At 56.5% G+C, this 16,602-nt stretch carries 15 protein-coding genes; 13 read left to right on the top strand and 2 right to left on the bottom strand.

The genetic code is table 11. The features are described from left to right. Positions 1 to 3: 3 nt before the first annotated feature. The gene (gene trkA / locus E0E37_RS15920; RefSeq protein ID WP_130863966.1) at positions 4 to 1,368 is read right to left on the bottom strand and encodes a Trk system potassium transporter TrkA; all 1,365 of its coding nucleotides are present in this window, start codon (positions 1,366 to 1,368) and stop codon (positions 4 to 6) included. 237 nt (positions 1,369 to 1,605) lie between these two features. Here trkA and E0E37_RS15915 point away from each other — a divergent pair, with 237 nt between their 5' ends. From E0E37_RS15915 to E0E37_RS15865, 11 genes are all read left to right on the top strand, one after another. After that, entirely contained in the window at positions 1,606 to 2,202 is a 597-nt protein-coding gene (locus tag E0E37_RS15915) for an MBL fold metallo-hydrolase (protein WP_130863965.1), read from the top strand. 108 nt (positions 2,203 to 2,310) lie between these two features. Beyond that, complete coding sequence (gene der / locus E0E37_RS15910) at positions 2,311 to 3,639, top strand: ribosome biogenesis GTPase Der (protein WP_130863964.1); 1,329 nt, start codon at positions 2,311 to 2,313, stop codon at positions 3,637 to 3,639. Further along, on the top strand, positions 3,632 to 4,273 hold the full coding sequence (gene plsY / locus E0E37_RS15905) for a glycerol-3-phosphate 1-O-acyltransferase PlsY (protein WP_130863963.1): 642 nt from the start codon (positions 3,632 to 3,634) through the stop codon (positions 4,271 to 4,273). The genes der and plsY overlap by 8 nt, the downstream gene beginning before the upstream one ends. 82 nt (positions 4,274 to 4,355) lie before the next feature. Continuing rightward, positions 4,356 to 5,366 (top strand): NAD(P)H-dependent glycerol-3-phosphate dehydrogenase, encoded by a 1,011-nt coding sequence (locus E0E37_RS15900; protein WP_130863962.1) that lies wholly within the window; start codon positions 4,356 to 4,358, stop codon positions 5,364 to 5,366. Between the two features lie 290 nt (positions 5,367 to 5,656). Continuing rightward, on the top strand, positions 5,657 to 7,087 hold the full coding sequence (miaB, locus tag E0E37_RS15895) for a tRNA (N6-isopentenyl adenosine(37)-C2)-methylthiotransferase MiaB (RefSeq protein ID WP_130863961.1): 1,431 nt from the start codon (positions 5,657 to 5,659) through the stop codon (positions 7,085 to 7,087). Continuing rightward, positions 7,080 to 7,799 (top strand): B3/B4 domain-containing protein, encoded by a 720-nt coding sequence (locus E0E37_RS15890; RefSeq protein WP_130863960.1) that lies wholly within the window; start codon positions 7,080 to 7,082, stop codon positions 7,797 to 7,799. The genes miaB and E0E37_RS15890 overlap by 8 nt, the downstream gene beginning before the upstream one ends. Before the next feature lie 266 nt (positions 7,800 to 8,065). Further along, complete coding sequence (locus tag E0E37_RS15885) at positions 8,066 to 9,169, top strand: sugar-binding transcriptional regulator (RefSeq protein WP_165445403.1); 1,104 nt, start codon at positions 8,066 to 8,068, stop codon at positions 9,167 to 9,169. Positions 9,170 to 9,453: 284 nt separating this feature from the next. Further along, positions 9,454 to 10,068, top strand: a complete 615-nt coding sequence (locus E0E37_RS15880; protein WP_130863958.1) for a DAK2 domain-containing protein — start codon at positions 9,454 to 9,456, stop codon at positions 10,066 to 10,068. 74 nt (positions 10,069 to 10,142) lie between these two features. Next, a complete protein-coding gene (locus E0E37_RS15875) occupies positions 10,143 to 11,141 on the top strand; it encodes a dihydroxyacetone kinase subunit DhaK (RefSeq protein WP_130863957.1) in 999 nt (332 codons plus the stop codon). Positions 11,142 to 11,184: 43 nt separating this feature from the next. Further along, positions 11,185 to 12,060: a 3-hydroxy-5-phosphonooxypentane-2,4-dione thiolase gene (gene lsrF / locus E0E37_RS15870; RefSeq protein WP_130863956.1), complete on the top strand. Its 876-nt coding sequence runs from the start codon at positions 11,185 to 11,187 to the stop codon at positions 12,058 to 12,060. A 63-nt stretch (positions 12,061 to 12,123) separates the two neighbouring features. Beyond that, complete coding sequence (locus E0E37_RS15865; RefSeq protein WP_130863955.1) at positions 12,124 to 12,444, top strand: hypothetical protein; 321 nt, start codon at positions 12,124 to 12,126, stop codon at positions 12,442 to 12,444. A 102-nt stretch (positions 12,445 to 12,546) separates the two neighbouring features. Here E0E37_RS15865 and E0E37_RS15860 read toward each other — a convergent pair whose 3' ends face one another. After that, on the bottom strand, positions 12,547 to 13,479 hold the full coding sequence (locus E0E37_RS15860; protein WP_165445402.1) for a LysR family transcriptional regulator: 933 nt from the start codon (positions 13,477 to 13,479) through the stop codon (positions 12,547 to 12,549). A gap of 162 nt (positions 13,480 to 13,641) precedes the next feature. On the opposite strand from E0E37_RS15860, the gene E0E37_RS15855 reads away from it, so the two are divergent. After that, positions 13,642 to 15,267 (top strand): FAD-dependent oxidoreductase, encoded by a 1,626-nt coding sequence (locus tag E0E37_RS15855; RefSeq protein ID WP_130863953.1) that lies wholly within the window; start codon positions 13,642 to 13,644, stop codon positions 15,265 to 15,267. 183 nt (positions 15,268 to 15,450) lie between these two features. Then, complete coding sequence (locus E0E37_RS15850) at positions 15,451 to 16,404, top strand: 4Fe-4S dicluster domain-containing protein (protein ID WP_130863952.1); 954 nt, start codon at positions 15,451 to 15,453, stop codon at positions 16,402 to 16,404. Positions 16,405 to 16,602 lie beyond the last annotated feature (198 nt).

Below are 16,602 nucleotides of genomic sequence, written 5' to 3'. Positions count from 1 at the left end.
CTGTTATTGGAAGAATTTCGAGCGTTTGGAATGGAACAGCTTTTCCAGTTTGGTGATGTTGGAGAGCAGGCAGAGGATGATGACCCGGTCGCCTTCCTTGATCTCCGTGCTGCCCGTGGGAATAATGGCCTCGTCTCCCCGGTGTATGGCGGCGATGATGACGCCCTCGGGCAGATCCAGCTTGGAGAGAGGGATATTCATCATGCGCATGTGGTGGTCCGCGGCGATCTCGATGAACTCCGCCTGCCCCTGTATGAGCTGGGAGAAGATGATGTGGGTGGACCCCTGTATGAACCGGAGTATATTGGTGGCGGTCATATCCAGCGGGTTGAGAGCCATGCTGATCCCCATCTTCTCGATGAGTTGGGCGTAGCTTTTGCGGCTGACCTTGGCCACCACGTCCTCGATATTGTGCTGATTTGCCATGAGCGCCAGGAGAAGATTCTCCTCGTCGTAGCCGGTGACTGTGACGAAGGCGTCCATCTCGTCGATGTTTTCTTCCGCCAGCAGGTTGGGATCGGTGGCGTCGCCGTGGAGCACCATCACGTTGTCCAGATGCTCCGACAGGTATTCGCAGCGGGCCCGGTCGATCTCGATGAGCTTGACCGCCACGCCGAATTTGGAGAGCTTCTGGGCCAGGTAAAAGCCGACTTTTCCGCCGCCGGCGATCATGACCCGCTGCAGGTCGGTATACTGATCTTTGTCGTGGACGATGTCGTTCAATTTGCGGATGGGCTCGTCCAGCCCCAGCACATAGAGCCGGTCTCCGGCCAGAAGAACGGTATCGCCTTTTGGGATGATGACCTTGCCGTTTCTTGAGATGGCCGTCACCAGCATGTCCCCCAGGATCTTTGAAACGCTGTGAATGGGCTTGTCGATGAGCACAGGCAGCTTGTCCGTGGAGAACTCCACCACGGCGATCTTGCCGCTGGCGTAGCTGCCGCCGGACAGACTGTATTTTTCTACCAGATACTTATATATTTCGTTGGAGATAGACAGATCCGGATTGACGATATAGTCGATGCCCATGGCTTCCTTTATAAAGTCCAGCTGACGGAAGTGCTCCGGGTCCCGGATGCGGGCGATTACCTTGGGGCATCCCAGATGCTTGGCAAAGGAGCAGATGACGATATTTTTTTCATCATTATCCGTCACAGCCACCAGGTAGTCATAGGTCCAGATCTTAAGTTCCTTCATGACGTCGATCTGCTTGGCGTTGGCGGTCAGGGTGAGCAGGTCCAGCTGATTGCCGACTTTCTGCAGCAGATCAGCGTTTTTGTCCACCAGAGTGACTTCGTTATCGCCGCCGAGAAGGGCTTCCGTGATAGTGATGCCAAGTTTCCCGGCTCCGATGATTGCGACTTTCATGTTTTTCCTCCAGAATTTTTAAAGTTCTTTATTCATCTTATCATTGTACCATTTTTTCCTGTGAAAGCAACCTGCTTTTCATTTTTGACGGAAGGACGAAAGAGAGCGGAGCCGCGTCCGGGCGGAAACCGGACGGCGCCGCTCGTTGACGGCCGCCCGTTCTCTGTGGTATGATGTCAGGAGATAATCAGGCCGGGAATGGGCATACTGTAGAGAGGACCGAGAGGAAGAGATCACATGAAAATAAAAAGGCTGATAGGCGGAAATCTGGAAAGCAACGGGTATATCGTTTACGATCAGGAAGGCGGGGAGTGTTACATCATCGATCCGGGGTACCGGGGCGAGGCGTTTATCGCAGAGTGCGAAAAGCTCAGGCTGAAGGTTCGGGGCATCCTGCTGACTCACTGTCACTACGATCACGTGGGAGCGGTGGATAAGCTGAAAAAGGAGTGGGATATTCCTGTGTATCTCCACAGAGACGACTGCGATCTGTACAAAAAGCCGGTGGACGTCATGCTGTCAGGCGGAGAACGGTTTTTCATCGGCGACGAGAGTCTGCTGGTCCTGCACACGCCGGGCCATACGGCCGGCGGCGTCTGCTTTTATTCGGAGAGCGACCGGAGCAAGGCAGTCTTTACAGGCGATACGATCTTCAATGTGGACCTGGGACGCACGGATCTGGAGGGGGGATCGGAGACCGATATGGCCCGCACCATCAATGAGATCTGCGCAAAATGGGGAAACGACATGACCATCTACCCGGGACACGGGGATCCGGCTACCATGAAATACGTCAGGGCAAACAATCAGGAGTACCTGGATCTGCTTGTGTGAGCCCGGGAAACGTGGTAAAATAGCCACGGTCCGGGGACAACGCGGCGGTACGGCGGTTCGGATATGGCCGGCGGCCGATCTAAGAGACCGAAAGGGAGGAAAATACAGATGAGTAAACCCATCGTTGCCGTCGTGGGACGGCCCAACGTAGGAAAATCTACATTTTTTAATAAGATCGTAGGGCGCAGAGTGTCCATCGTGGAGGATACGCCCGGTGTGACGCGGGACAGGATCTACGCGGAAGCAGAGTGGAGGAGCGTCCCTTTTATCATGATCGACACAGGGGGGATCGAGCCCGACAGCGACGATATCATCCTCTCTCAGATGCGGGCCCAGGCGGAGATCGCCATGGAGACGGCATCGGTCATACTTTTTCTCGTGGACGGGCGGGCCGGCGTGACGGCGGCGGACCGGGAAGTGGCGTCCATGCTCCGAAGAAAGGGCAAGGACGTTATACTGGTGGCCAATAAGATCGACACCAGGAATCTGCCCGAGGACTTCTATGATCTCTACGAACTGGGACTGGGAGATCCCGTGGCGATCTCGGCGGCAAACCAGCTGGGACTGGGCGAACTGCTGGACCTGATGATGGAGAAATTTCCGCCGGAGGCTTTTGAGCCGGAAAATGAAGACGAGATCAAGATCGCTGTCATCGGAAAGCCGAATGTGGGGAAATCCTCGCTGATCAACGCGTTTCTGGGAGAGAACCGCGTGATCGTCAGCGATATCGCCGGTACCACCAGAGATTCCATCGACACGCCGTTCACCTATGACGGGGAAGATTACCTGCTCATCGACACCGCGGGGATCCGCAGAAAGAGCAAGGTGACGGGAGATATCGAGAAGTACAGCGTTATCCGCGCCATATCCGCCATCGAGCGCTGCGACGTGTGTCTGCTGGTGCTGGACGCTGTGGAAGGCGTGACGGAGCAGGATAAAAAGATCGCAGGCGTCGCCCATGAAGCCGGCAAGGGCATCGTCGTGGTGGTAAATAAGTGGGATCTGCTGACGAAAGAGACCAACACCATGAGGGATTACGAAAAGACCGTGCGCAGCGAGCTTTCCTTCATGCCCTACGCCCCGGTGCTGTTCATCTCCGTATTGAAAAATCAGAGACTGCCGGCGGTGATGGCTATGGCCAAACACGTGGCGGAGAGCAGGGCCATGCGGGTGTCCACCGGTCAGCTGAACAGTCTCATCGCCGACGCCACGCTGATGAACAATCCGCCTTCGGATAAAGGAAGACGTCTGAAGATCTACTATGTATCCCAGGTGGGTGTGAAGCCGCCGCTGTTTACGTTCAAGATCAACAGCAGGGAGCTGATGCACTTTTCCTACGCCAGATACCTGGAGAATAAGATCCGTGAAGGCTTCGGATTTGAAGGAACTTCTATCAAATTTGTTTTCAGGGAGAAAGGTGAAAAGGAAGATGTATAGCGTGATCGTCATATCGCAGATGAGCTGGGAAGGCGCGGCGGTCTGCCTGATCGCAGCCCTGGCAGCTTATTTCATCGGAAATATTTCGCCGGCGATCCTGATCGGAAGACTGCACGGCATAGATATTAAAAAGGAAGGCAGCGGAAACGCCGGCACCACCAACGTGCTGAGGGTGCTGGGAAAGAAGGCCGCCGCGGAAACGCTGCTGGTGGATATTTTCAAGGGCGTCCTGGCCGTTTGGCTGGGGCGGCTGGCGGGTACATACTTCCTGCCGGAAGCGGATCTGCTGGCCATGATCTGCTGCGCGGCCGTTCTGCTTGGGCATATCTGGCCGGTGTTCTTCGGGTTCCGGGGAGGCAAGGGCATCGCCACCGGATTCGGGGCGCTGGTCACGTTTCAGTGGCAGATCGGTCTGGGCCTGCTTCTCATCGCGGTGACAGGCATCGTCCTGTCCCGGAGGGTATCGGTAGGCTCTGTTCTGGCGGCTCTGTCGCTGCCGGTCCTGGCCTGGTTTTTCGCCCCGGATTATATCCTGCCCCTGAGTCTGCTGGCTCTCATCGTACTGTGGAAGCATCGGTCGAACATCGTCCGTATCTGCAAAGGACAGGAGCCGAAGATCAGCTTCAAAAAATAGACGGGAAAGGCAGACAGGGAGGTATGCCCTGTATTTTCATAAGAACGCGGCCGGCGGACGGCTGCCGGAGAAAGGACGGATCATGGAAAAGAAAATTGCTGTTTTAGGCGCCGGAAGCTGGGGTACGGCTCTGGCTGTCAGTCTCAGCGGAAAAGGGCACGAGGTATGCATGTGGGACATTAATCCGGAGCATGTGAAGGAGCTGAAGGAAAACCGGGAGAACCGGCGGTATCTGCCCGGCGTCATGTTCAGCGAACAGCTGAAGCCGGTGGGCGATCCCCAGGAGGCCATCCAGGGGGCGGATGTGGTTCTGTTTTCTGCGCCTGCACAGCATTTCAGAAGCGCGCTGGAATCGGCGGTCCCTTACCTGAAACCGGAGATGGTGCTGGTGAACGTGGCGAAGGGGATCGAGCAGAAGACCCTTCTGCGCATGTCTCAGATCGCGGAAGAAAAACTGCCCGGCGCCAGATATGTGGTGCTCTCCGGCCCGTCCCACGCCGAGGAGGTAGGCAGAGGAATGCCTACCACTGTGGTCTCCGCCTCAGAGGACCGTGAACTGGCGGAATATATACAGGACGTGTTTATGAGCGAGAGTCTGCGCGTCTACACCAACTCCGACGTGGCCGGAGTAGAGCTGGGCGGCGCATTGAAAAACATCATCGCATTGGGCGCGGGCATATCCGACGGCATGGGCTTCGGAGACAACGCCAAAGCGGCGATGATGACCAGAGGGATGGTGGAAATGTCCCGTCTGGGCGTAAAGCTGGGGGCTCAGCTCTCCACCTTCGGAGGGCTGTCCGGCATGGGCGATCTGATCGTGACCTGCACCAGCATGCACAGCAGAAACCGCCGCTGCGGCATTATGATCGGCGAAGGCGTGGCTCCGTCGGAGGCGACCAAGCGCGTGGGCATGGTGGTAGAAGGAATGTTCACCACGGAGGCCGCCTATGAGCTTGCCAAAAAAAACGGCGTGGAAATGCCGATCACAGAAGCGATCTACAATGTGATAAACGAGAAGATCGACGCCCGGGAAGCCGTTCCGGCTCTGATGACCAGAACCAGAAAGCACGAGATCGAGGACAGCTTTATCTGATCCCGGCGCCTTCCGGCCGGCGGCAGATCTGCCGTCCCGAAGATGTCCCAGGGACTCTGAAACAGCAGAGACTGCCGCAGCGGATCACGGAAACGACGAAAGGATATGGAAAGAGTCTGCTTTAGCAGAAGACGGCGGGGAGCCGTCTCTGCGGGCAGACTTTTTGTTTGAGAAAAAGGAGCGTTTCGTCTCCGCACCTGCCGGCGCGGGCGGTTTCCTGTTGAAAAAAACTGCCGTTAATGATATTCTGATAGGGATCGTGAAGACTGGATAAGGAGTAGGAAACGAATATGGAATCGACGACACAGGGTAAATTTTATATACAGACATTCGGCTGTCAGATGAACGAACGGGATTCGGAAACGCTGGCGGGAATGCTCACGGATCTTGGATATGGCCCCTGCGGGGACAAGGCGGAGGCGGACGTAGTCATCCTCAACACCTGCAGCGTTCGGGAGAACGCCGACAAGCGCTTTTTCGGGATCCTGGGACAGCTGAAGAAATACAGGGAAGAGAGGTCGGATATGGTGGTGGCGGTATGCGGCTGCATGATGCAGCAGCAGCACGTCATCGACACGCTGAAGGCCAAGTATCCATGGGTGGATCTGGTCTTTGGGACGCACAATATCCATCAGTTCCCCCAGCTGTTTCAGAACGTAGTACAGGAGCGGCGCAAGATCGTGGAGATCTGGGAGGATGGAGGGGCCATCGTCGAAGGGCTGCCGGCCAAACATCTGTACGACTTCAAAGCATTTGTCAATATCATGTACGGCTGCAACAACTTCTGCACCTACTGCATCGTGCCCTACACCCGGGGCAGAGAGCGGAGCCGCAGACCGGAGGAGATCGTAGAAGAGGCAAAAAGGCTGGCCCGGTCCGGGGTGAAAGAGATCACGCTGCTGGGCCAGAATGTGAATTCTTACGGCGTCAGCCGCTATGAGGGCGGCTACTGCGCCGCGGATGAGAAGGGACCGGATTTTGCGGGGCTGCTCTATCTGCTCAACGAGATCGAGGGCATTGAGAGGATCCGCTTTATGACGTCGCACCCCAAGGATCTGTCGGACAGGCTCATCGGGGCCTTTGCAGACTGCGAAAAGCTGTGCCGTCACATCCATCTGCCCGTACAGTCGGGAAGCACCGAAGTGCTGCGGAGAATGAACCGCAGATATACCAGAGAACAGTATCTGGAGCTGGTGAGCAGGCTGAAAGACGCCGTGCCGGACATCGCGCTTACCACGGACATCATCGTCGGCTTTCCGGGAGAGACGGAGGCGCAGTTTGAAGACACGCTGGATCTGGCCAGAAAAGTGGAGTATGATTCCGCCTTTACATTCCTCTATTCCGTGCGCAAAGGGACCCCCGCGGAAAAGTACGGCGATCAGGTGCCGGAGGAAGTCAAACACCAGCGGTTCAATCGGCTGGTAGATGTGATCCACGGCATTCAGGCCGTGAAGAATAAGGCGTGCGAGGGCAGGATCGAAAAGGTGCTGGTGGAGGGTCCCAGCAAGACGGATCCCAGGACCCTGGGCGGCAGAAACGATGCGAACAAGACGGTGAACTTCAGCGGCCCCCGGGAACTGACCGGACAGATCGTGGACGTCAGGATCACGGAGGGCAAAACATTCAGCCTGTGGGGCGAGGTGGCAGGGCGTCCGTCCCCCTGTCCGCAGAAAGGGAGCAAGAGCGGTCCGGCGCCGGGTAAGGAGGGCGAGCATGAGTAAATTTATAATTGAGGAGCCATTCTGGGAACTTTTTCCGGATGCGGAGATCGCGGTGGTCTTGGCAAAAGGCGTCGACAACAGAGAGGAAGCCGCCGCTTCTGTGCGGCCGGAGATCGACCGGTATCTGGCGGAGAGCAACCTTTTAGCGAAGAGATTTCTGACGGAAGAAGTATTCAGCGAAAACCGGGCAGTGGCCGTCTGGCGGGACGCTTACCGTAAGTTTAAGACGAAGAAGGGCGTGCGCTGTTCCATCGAGGCCCTCTTAAAGCGGGCGGAAAAAGGAAACCCGGTGGGAAGGATCAACCCCCTGGTGGACATTTATAACGGAGTCTCCCTTCAATTCGGCCTGCCCTGCGGCGGGGAAGATCTGGACGCCTTCCGGGGCGATCTGAGACTGACGCGGACCGAAAAGGGCGGCGATCTGTTTCTGGCGCTGGGAGATGAGGAAAACGACAACACGCTGCCCGGCGAGATCTGCTATCTGGATGAGGAGGGGGCCGTCTGCCGCTGCTGGAACTGGCGGGACGGTCAGCGCACCATGCTGACGGAAGATACGCGCAATGCGTTTCTGATCATCGAATCCGTGGATCCAACCCGTTCCGCCGACGTGCAGGCGGCGCTGGAGGAACTGGCCCGCAAGACAGAGCGCTGGCTGGGCGGAAGGCTGGAACTGCGCCGACTGAACAGAGAAAATCCGGAGACGGAGCTTTAACCCCAGGCTCTTTTTAATCTGACCTTTGACACATGGCAGGGCCTTTCGCCCTGCCATATATGTAAAAAAACTTTGCTATTTTGCGTCGTAATTGTTAAACTAATAATGAGTATAAGCAGATGAAATTCAACCGTATGAAGCTGCGGGCTGAAGTACGGACAGACGTAGATATAGACATGGAGAGGAAGGCCAGTTGCAATAACGGCGGTCGTGAGAGTATGTGGCGTAACGAAGAAAAGTTGAAGAGGCTCGTACGGGCGAGCCGGATGTATTATGAAGAGAATAAGACCCAGGCGGATATTGCAAAGTATTTTGCCATTTCCCGTCCCATGGTGAGCAAACTTCTGGCAGAGGCCAGAGAGCTGGGGATCGTCACGATCCGCATTACGGAAGCAACCAGCTTTCATCAGATCATGGAAGAACAGCTGAGAGAAAAGTACGGTCTGCGGTGCGCGCGGGTGGTTCCCATGGAAAGCGACGAGGACAGGACGGACAAGAGCGTGGTGGCCGCCGCCTGGAAGCTGGTGGAGGAGAAAATGAACGGTTCGGGCTGTCTGGGGATCGGATGGGGATCGCTGATCGGACGCGTCGCGGATCATCTGGAAGGCAGGGAGCAGCAGAGTGAGAGCGGCGGGGAGAGAGGTCTCTCCGGTGTGATCTGCCCTCTGATCGGCAACGCGGCGGCTTCGTACCGCAGCTATCATCCAAACGAGCTGGTCCGCATCCTCTCAGGCAGGACCGGTCTCTCTCCCGTCTACATCTACGGCCCGGCCATCGCGGAGTCGGAGGCGGAGAAGAAGATCTACGAGAACACGGATTCCTACTGCCAGATCAGGCAGCTGTGGCGGCGTCTGGACGTGGCCCTGATCAATATATCCAACTATCCTTCGTCGCCTGATATGGCCACGGCGCTGCGTTTTGGTTCCAGGCTGTCGGAGCGGAAGGCCGCCGGACACATGCTGTCTTACTTTTATGATCGGGAAGGGCGCTTTATCCCGGAAGACAGCGACCGGATCCTTCGTATTTCCAGGGAAGACCTGGCGTCGGCGGGCAGCGTGACGGCGCTCTGCGCCGGCGGCGTCAAAGCCGTGGCTGCGGCAGCGTCCGTCACTTATACACATCCCTCTCTGGATAAGGATCAGGGGCCTTCTTCCCTACCGGACTCCTGGCACGCAAGACCGGAACAAGCTCGTGGAGGGGACCGGGGTAAGCGTGACGGCGCTCTGCGCCGGCGGCGTCAAAGCCGTGGCTGCGGCAGGGGCGCTGGCTACAGGCCTGATCACCGATCTGATATTGAACGAGACGCTGGCCGCCGAGCTGCTGAAGGAGGAATTCCCGCAGCGCTGACAGGGCGGCATAGAGGTAAATAGAATAGATGAAAAGTTACATATGTAACTAAAATCGCCGAATGATATATGCCGTATTCGGCGATTTTTTTATGTCTGAAATAAGAATTAATACCTGAATATCTCTGAATGGCTTGAAATTAAGCAAGAAACGGCAGGGCGCAGCAATGGATCTCAAAAAATAAATAAGAAATATTCGGAAAAATATTGACTGCGTTAATTACAGATGTTACTATCTACTTGAAAAACGCAGCGGGAATGCCCATGGCGGGCAGAGGCTGCGAATCATACGGGCGGAGGCGATAATTATGACTGGTAGCGAATTCAAAGAGAGACTGCTGTCGGCTGCGGAGAGGATGGAAGAGGCGAAGGACGAGCTGACTGAGATCGATTCCCTGTTCGGCGACGGCGACCACGGCATCACCATCGGAAAAATTGCCGGAGAGATAAAGGGGAGCCTGGAAGAGTACGAGGAAGGCGACGATCTCTACGCGCTGCTGGACGATCTGGGCGCGGCCATCATGGGCGTGAACGGCGGATCGGCGGGCCCGCTGTGGGGCACCTTTATCGGCGGTCTGGCTCTGGGCATCGAGGAGGAGACGGCGGAACTGGGAGCGGACGACGTTAAAAAGATGTTTGCGGCAGCCCTTGAGGAGATGTACGATATTTCTACTGCCCGGGTGGGAGACAAGACTATGATGGACACGTTGATCCCGGCGGTGGAGGCCATGCAGCGGACAGAGGGAAGCGAAAGCGAGCTGTTCGCGGCGGCGGCTGAGGCGGCGGAACAGGGTGCGAAGGCCAGCGAGGCTTTTGTATCCAAGTTTGGAAGAGCGAAAAGCTATAAGGAAAAGACCATCGGGACTCCGGACGCGGGAGCGGTCTCTATGAAGTATTTCTTCCTGGGACTCTCAGAAGTTTAGGACCAAAAGAAAACGAGCGTAAGATTATTTCCTGTTCACAGGGGAAGCGTGCAGCAGAAAGAGAGGAATTTGTCATGAAAATGAAGAAGTTTATCAACGATCCGGCAGATCTCACGTCAGAACTTCTGGAAGGCCTGGCGCTGGCCAACAGCGATCTGATCGAACTCAGGGAGAATAATCTGGTAGTCAGCAAGGCGCTGGCGGACGCGGACCGCGTTACCATCGTGACTCTGGGCGGAAGCGGACACGAACCGGCCATCAGCGGTTTTGTGGGAGAAGGCATGGTGGATATTTCCGTGGTAGGCGACGTATTTGCCGCTCCCGGTCCTCAGGCCTGCGTGGAAGCGCTGAAGATGGCGGACAAGGGCCACGGCGTGCTCTTCGTAGTGCTGAACCATGCCGGAGATATGCTGACGGCCAACCTGACCATGAAGCAGGTGAAAAAGCTGGGAATGAATGTGAAAAAGCTGGTCACACAGGAGGACGTATCCAACGCGCCCAGGGAAAACTCGGACGACAGAAGGGGTCTGGTGGGATGTATTCCTACATATAAGATAGCGGCAGCCGCGGCCAGAGCCGGAAAAAATCTGGACGAAGTCTATGAGATAGCCAGCCGCTTTGCAGAAAATATGGCCACGCTGGCGGTGGCTGTTCGGGGCGCTACCCATCCCGCCACGGGCGGAGCCCTTTCCGAGGTGGGCGAGAACGACATGGAGGTAGGCATGGGCCAGCATGGAGAGGGCGGCGGCGGAGCCCGGCCTCTGGCCAGCGCCGACGACACTGCGGTATTGATGCTGGACGCGCTGCTGGCCGACATCGGCATCAGGGAAGGGGAGAGGGTCATGTTGATCCTCAACGGCAGCGGCGCCACCACCCTCATGGAGCTGCTGATCATCTACAGAAAGTGCGTAAAACATCTGGCTGAGAAAAAGATCGAGATCGTGGCCAACGAGGTGGGCGAACTTCTGACCGTTCAGGAACAGGCCGGGTTCCAGATGTTCCTGGCCAGAATGGACGACGAGCTGCTGGGATATTACAACGCGCCCTGCAGAACGCCTTACATGAAGAAATAAGAGCGGACCACCGCAAAATACAGAATCGGAAGGAGAAAGACAGATGGCGGACAACGAAGGATTCAAGGCCTCCAAGGATTATCACCTTGACGTCCTGCCGAAGCAGGAAGGATTTTATGTAAAAGGACTGGATCACTGCGACTGGGGCATGAAGAACCGGTTATCGCGGATGTTCAGTCCCAGATCGGGAAATACTGTGATGCTGGCCTTTGATCACGGATATATCATGGGTTCCACGGCCGGGCTGGAACGGCTGGATCTGGCCATCCCGCCGCTGATCGAGGAGGTGGACGTCCTCATGGCCATGCGGGGGGCGCTGCGCAGCTGCATTCCGCCCCAGATGGACAAGGCGGTCTGCATGCGCGTGACGTACGACGCCTCCGTGGCAAAGGAGGACATGACGGTGGGCAGCGGCCTGTCCGCCGACGTCCAGAACGCGGTGATGATGAACGCCTGCTGTATGGCGGTACAGACATTCATCGGTTCTGAGGGAGAGTCGGCCTCGCTGGAAAATCTGTGCCGTACCATCGACGCGGGCACCCGGTTCGGTATCCCCACCCTGGGTGTTGTGGCCGTGGGCAAACAGATGGCAAGAGACACGAAGTTTTTCCTTCTGGCCACCCGCATTTTGGCGGAGATGGGCGCTCACGTGGTAAAGAGCTATTACTGCGAGGACTTTGAAAAGGTAGCGGCGGCCTGCCCCGTCCCCATCGTCATCGCCGGAGGCAAGAAGGTACCGGAGGACGAGGCGCTGAACATGGCTTACCGCGCTGTCAGCGAGGGAGCCAGGGGCGTGGACATGGGCAGAAACATCTTCCAGGCGGAAAATCCGAAGATGATGGCCCGGGCTGTAGGAAAGGTGGTCCACGAGGGATTTACCGACCGGCAGGCCTATGAATTCTACTGTGATATGAAATAGCTCCGGGGCCCGCCGCGCCCTCCGAGGGCGGGCTTTGGGGCGTAATAGAAAGGACGGTACATAATGGCGGCTCAATATATGCATATCGGTATTCCAATCACCACCAAGAAGCCGGGGATGGTCTACAACGAGGACATGAAGCTGTGGATGAGCGATCCGGACGATTACGATTATAAGATCGAGTATCTGAAATTTGAGGAAGGCACTCCTTTCCCGGAGATACTCCACAAGAATCCCCACGTGGCGTACAGGGTGGACGATCTGGAAAAGTACATGGAAGATGCGGATCAGGTGATCTTTGGACCTGCCGCGGCTTCTGAGACGGCCAGACTGGCTTTCGTTATCAAGGACGATGCCATCCTGGAACTGTATGAAGAGAAATAGAAAAAGAGAGCGTCTGCCTGCAAAGCAGGCAGACGCTCTCTTTTTTTAACTCTGCGGATATCATTTCCCCTGCGGGGGATCCGGTCTCTGGGAGGAAAGGGGTCATTCGTCCAGCAGCAGTCCCATAGGGATCGATTCGTGAGTTTCAAAACTTTTCGCATCCCGGTCCAGCAGTTCGAAGAATCGGCTCAGGGGCCGGCCGATATGCTTATTTTTGTGGCGGACCAGATTCAGAGTGCGGTTCCACTCCCGCCGGCTGTTTTGGAACAGCCGGACGTCGCCGCGCATGGCGTCTTCTTCCAGCAGGAGTACGGAGATCACCGCCAGACAGCTGTTTGCGAAGAGAGCCTTGCGCATGGCGTCGGGGTTATTGTATTCCAGAAGAGTGCGGATCTTGACTCCGTGTCGGTTCACATACTGTTCGAAGAGCTCCCGGGTGCCGCTTCCCGGTTCGCGCATGACGAACTCCATCTGGTCCAGCTGGCCGATCCTCACCGCCGGGCTGCTGTAAAACGGATGGGCGCGCCCGCAGGCCAGGACCAGAGAGTCGTTTATTTTCGGCGTGCTGATCAGGTCGGGATGGGTCACCCGGCCCTCTACAAGAGCGGCGTCCAGTTCATTGTTGAGCAGTTTTTCACAGACTGCGGACGTATTGCTGACGCTGGCGAAGAGTTCCACATCCGGATTTTCTTCCCGATACGTCTGAAGCAGCCGGGGAAAGACCGCGCTTCCCACGGTGATCGTTCCGCCCACGCGCAGACGCCGCCGTCCGCGTTCGGCGGACATAAATTCGTCCAGAAAATCGAACCGGCTGGTCAGGTCTCTGGCCAGGGGGAGAAGACGCTTTCCCGACTCCGTGATCTGCAGCCGGTTCCCGAACCGCTCAAAGAGCAGGACGCCGTAATGGGTCTCCAACTCGCCGATCTTTTGGCTCACAGAGGGCTGGCGGATCATGTACCGCGCCGCCGCCGCGCTCATGCTGCCGGACTCGGCCACTGCTGTAAATAGCTTTAGATGCCACAAGGTAACTGCCATATTTACTATTTCCTTTCGGGTAATGACCATAGGTTTTTCCTATGGCTTCTATAAAAATTATAGCACTATACTTATAAAAAGAATAGTAGTAAACTAAAGCCATATAATTGGAGAGATCAGGCTTCGCAGAGAAGCGAATCCGACAGAAGGAGATGAATTGTCATGAACGTGATCATCATCGGCGGTGTCGCCGCGGGAACGAAAATAGCAGCAAAGCTGAAAAGAGAAGACAGCAGCTGCCAGGTACGGATTCTGACGAAAAGCAGAGATATTTCTTACGCCGGGTGCGGACTTCCTTATTATGTAGGGCATGTGATCGAGGAGAAGGAAGAATTGATCGTCAACACGCCGCAGAAGTTTACGGCGCTGACCGGGGCGGCTGTGGAGACGGAGACCGAAGTGGTGTCCATCGACCGGCAGGCAAAGACCGTCACCGCCGTGGATCTGAATTCCGGAGAACGGAAAAGTTATGCATATGACAAGCTGGTGATCGCGTCCGGCGCCAGACCCTTTGTACCGCCGGTGGAGGGCACCGGCCTGAAGAACGTCTTTTATATGAGAACGCCGGAGGACGCCTACGCTCTGCGGGACGCTGCGGACAGCGGCGAGATGAAACGGGCCGTAGTGGTAGGCGGAGGTTTCATCGGCCTTGAAGTGGCGGAAAACCTCTTTGCCAGAGGAGTGAGGGTCAGCGTCATCGACATGGCGGATCACATTCTGCCGGGCTTTGATCCGGAGGTCCAGGAGTACGTGGAGAATCATCTGGCAGACCAGGGGATCATGTGCTTTACGGGAACGCGCTTCGAGGGACTTGAGGGAACGGAGAAGGTGGAGAAGGTCCTGACCAGCAGGAAAGCCATGAAAGCGGACGCGGTGGTGCTGGCTATCGGAATCCGCGCCAATACGGAGTTCCTGGAGGGTACGGGCATTGAGATGATGCCCAACCACACGATCAAAACAGATGGAAACATGCGGACCAACGACCCGGACATCTACGCGGCGGGAGACTGCGCCTGCGTGACGAACGCCGTCACCGGAGCGTCTCAGTGGTCGCCCATGGGTTCGTCGGCTAATATAGAGGGCCGGATCGCCGCTATGCATCTGGCGGGCAAAGACGTATCGTACCGCGGCGTAGTGGGTACGGGAGTCTGCCGCCTGCCGGGGCTGGACGCCGGGCACACAGGACTGACAGAAGCTCAGGCAAGAGAAGCAGGCTACGATCCGGAGAGCGTCACTGTGGTAGTGGACGACAAAGCGCATTATTACCCGGGAGCGGGCGACATGATCATCAAGCTGATCGCGGACAGAGAGAGCAGGAAACTTCTGGGCGTACAGGCGCTGGGAAAGAACGCAGTGGATAAGGTGGTGGACGTGGCTGTCACGGGTCTGTACCTGAACGCCACGCTGGATCAGCTGGCGGATATGGATCTGGCCTACGCGCCGCCGTTTTCTACGGCGATCCATCCCTTCGTAAACGCCGTGTATATTTTGAAAAACAAGCTGGAAGGCGCCTTTGATACCTTTACTCCCACGGAGTTTGGAGCGGGAGCGGCCAAAGGCTATCAGGTCATCGACGCTTCCATCAATCCCACCGTCGAGGGAGCTCCCTACGTGGACCTGACCCAGGTCAACGGACCTCTGCCAGGTTATGCAGCCGACGCCAGACTGCTGCTGGTCTGTGCAAAGGGAAAGAGAGCGTACCTGCTGCAGAACCGGCTGAAGGCCTTCGGGTATACGAATACGAAGGTGCTGGAAGGCGGAACGACCTTTAACGGAACAGAGATCTAGTTTATAATGAAAGATATCGTGAGAGCCGGCCTGTGATCCGGCAGAGCGCCGGCAGCGTGCCGGAAGAGGTCCGGGCTCCCTATGCAGCCGGCCGCCGGAACAGGGCGGCCGGGTTTGCATGTCATTTTAAAAATATATTATTCGCATCGTATCGCACAGTTTTAAAGGAGGATCCAATCACCAATGGCCACATTAACCATCAGCCCCGAAGAAGAAAAGAGAGTGAAGGCTCAGGGTTTTCTGAGCAACAAGGGAACCGACAACTTTTCCGCTCGTATCATCACCGTCAACGGCAAGATCACGGCGGCACAGCAGAAGTGCATCGCCGAGGCGGCGGAAAAATACGGAAATGGAAACATTCTCTTTACCACCCGTCTTACCCTTGAGATCCAGGGCGTTCCCTTTGATAAGATCGGGGAATTCCAGGAATATATCGCGAAGGAAGGTCTCGTGACCGGAGGAACGGGCTCTAAGGTTCGCCCTGTAGTATCCTGCAAGGGAACGACCTGCCAGTACGGTCTCATCGACACGTTTGCGCTGTCTGAGGAGATCCATCATCGTTTCTTCGAGGGGTACGCCCAGGTCAAACTTCCCCACAAGTTCAAGATCGCGGTGGGCGGATGTCCCAACAACTGTGTGAAACCGGATCTCAATGATCTGGGGATCATCGGTCAGCTGATCCCCGAATATGACGAGGATGAATGCATGGGATGCAAGAAATGTCCCGTGGAGACCGTCTGCCCCATGGACGCGGCGAAACTTGAGGACGGCATGCTCACCATCGACCCGGAGGCCTGCAACAACTGCGGCCGCTGCGTGGGCAAGTGCAACTTCGACGCGCTGCCCGGAGGCAAGACAGGCTACAAGATCTACATCGGCGGCCGCTGGGGCAAGAAGGTGGCTGTCGGCAGAGCGCTGGATAAGGTGTTCATGGATGAAGAAGAAGCGCTTTCCGTCATCGAAAAAACACTGCTCCTCTACCGCGAGCAGGGAAAGACCGGCGAGCGTTTCGCTCAGACCATCGCGCGTATCGGATTCGACGAGGTACAGAAGCAGCTCCTGAGCGACGAGATCCTGGGAAGAAAAGACGAGATCCTGGCGGCCAAGCTTCACGAGACCGGCGGAGCTACGTGCTAGACCGTACGAGTGCCGGATCATTCGTGCATCAGATCTGGATGCCGAAGCCGGGTCGGACGGCCGGCAGTCTGAAATTTGAAAGACCTGCAGAAAAACAAGAATAATAAAACAACCTCCCCCGTATACTGTAACACAGACTGGTTGGACGACAGGCAAATACAGTATAGCGGCCGCTTATTTTCCCGAACGCCCGCAGCG

It is taken from the genome of Bacilliculturomica massiliensis (genome assembly GCF_900605495.1).
GTDB classification, from domain to species: domain Bacteria; phylum Bacillota; class Clostridia; order Peptostreptococcales; family Anaerovoracaceae; genus Bacilliculturomica; species Bacilliculturomica massiliensis.
The sequence above is the reverse complement of the archived record's forward strand: the minus strand, read 5'-3'. Positions and strand labels throughout refer to the sequence as shown.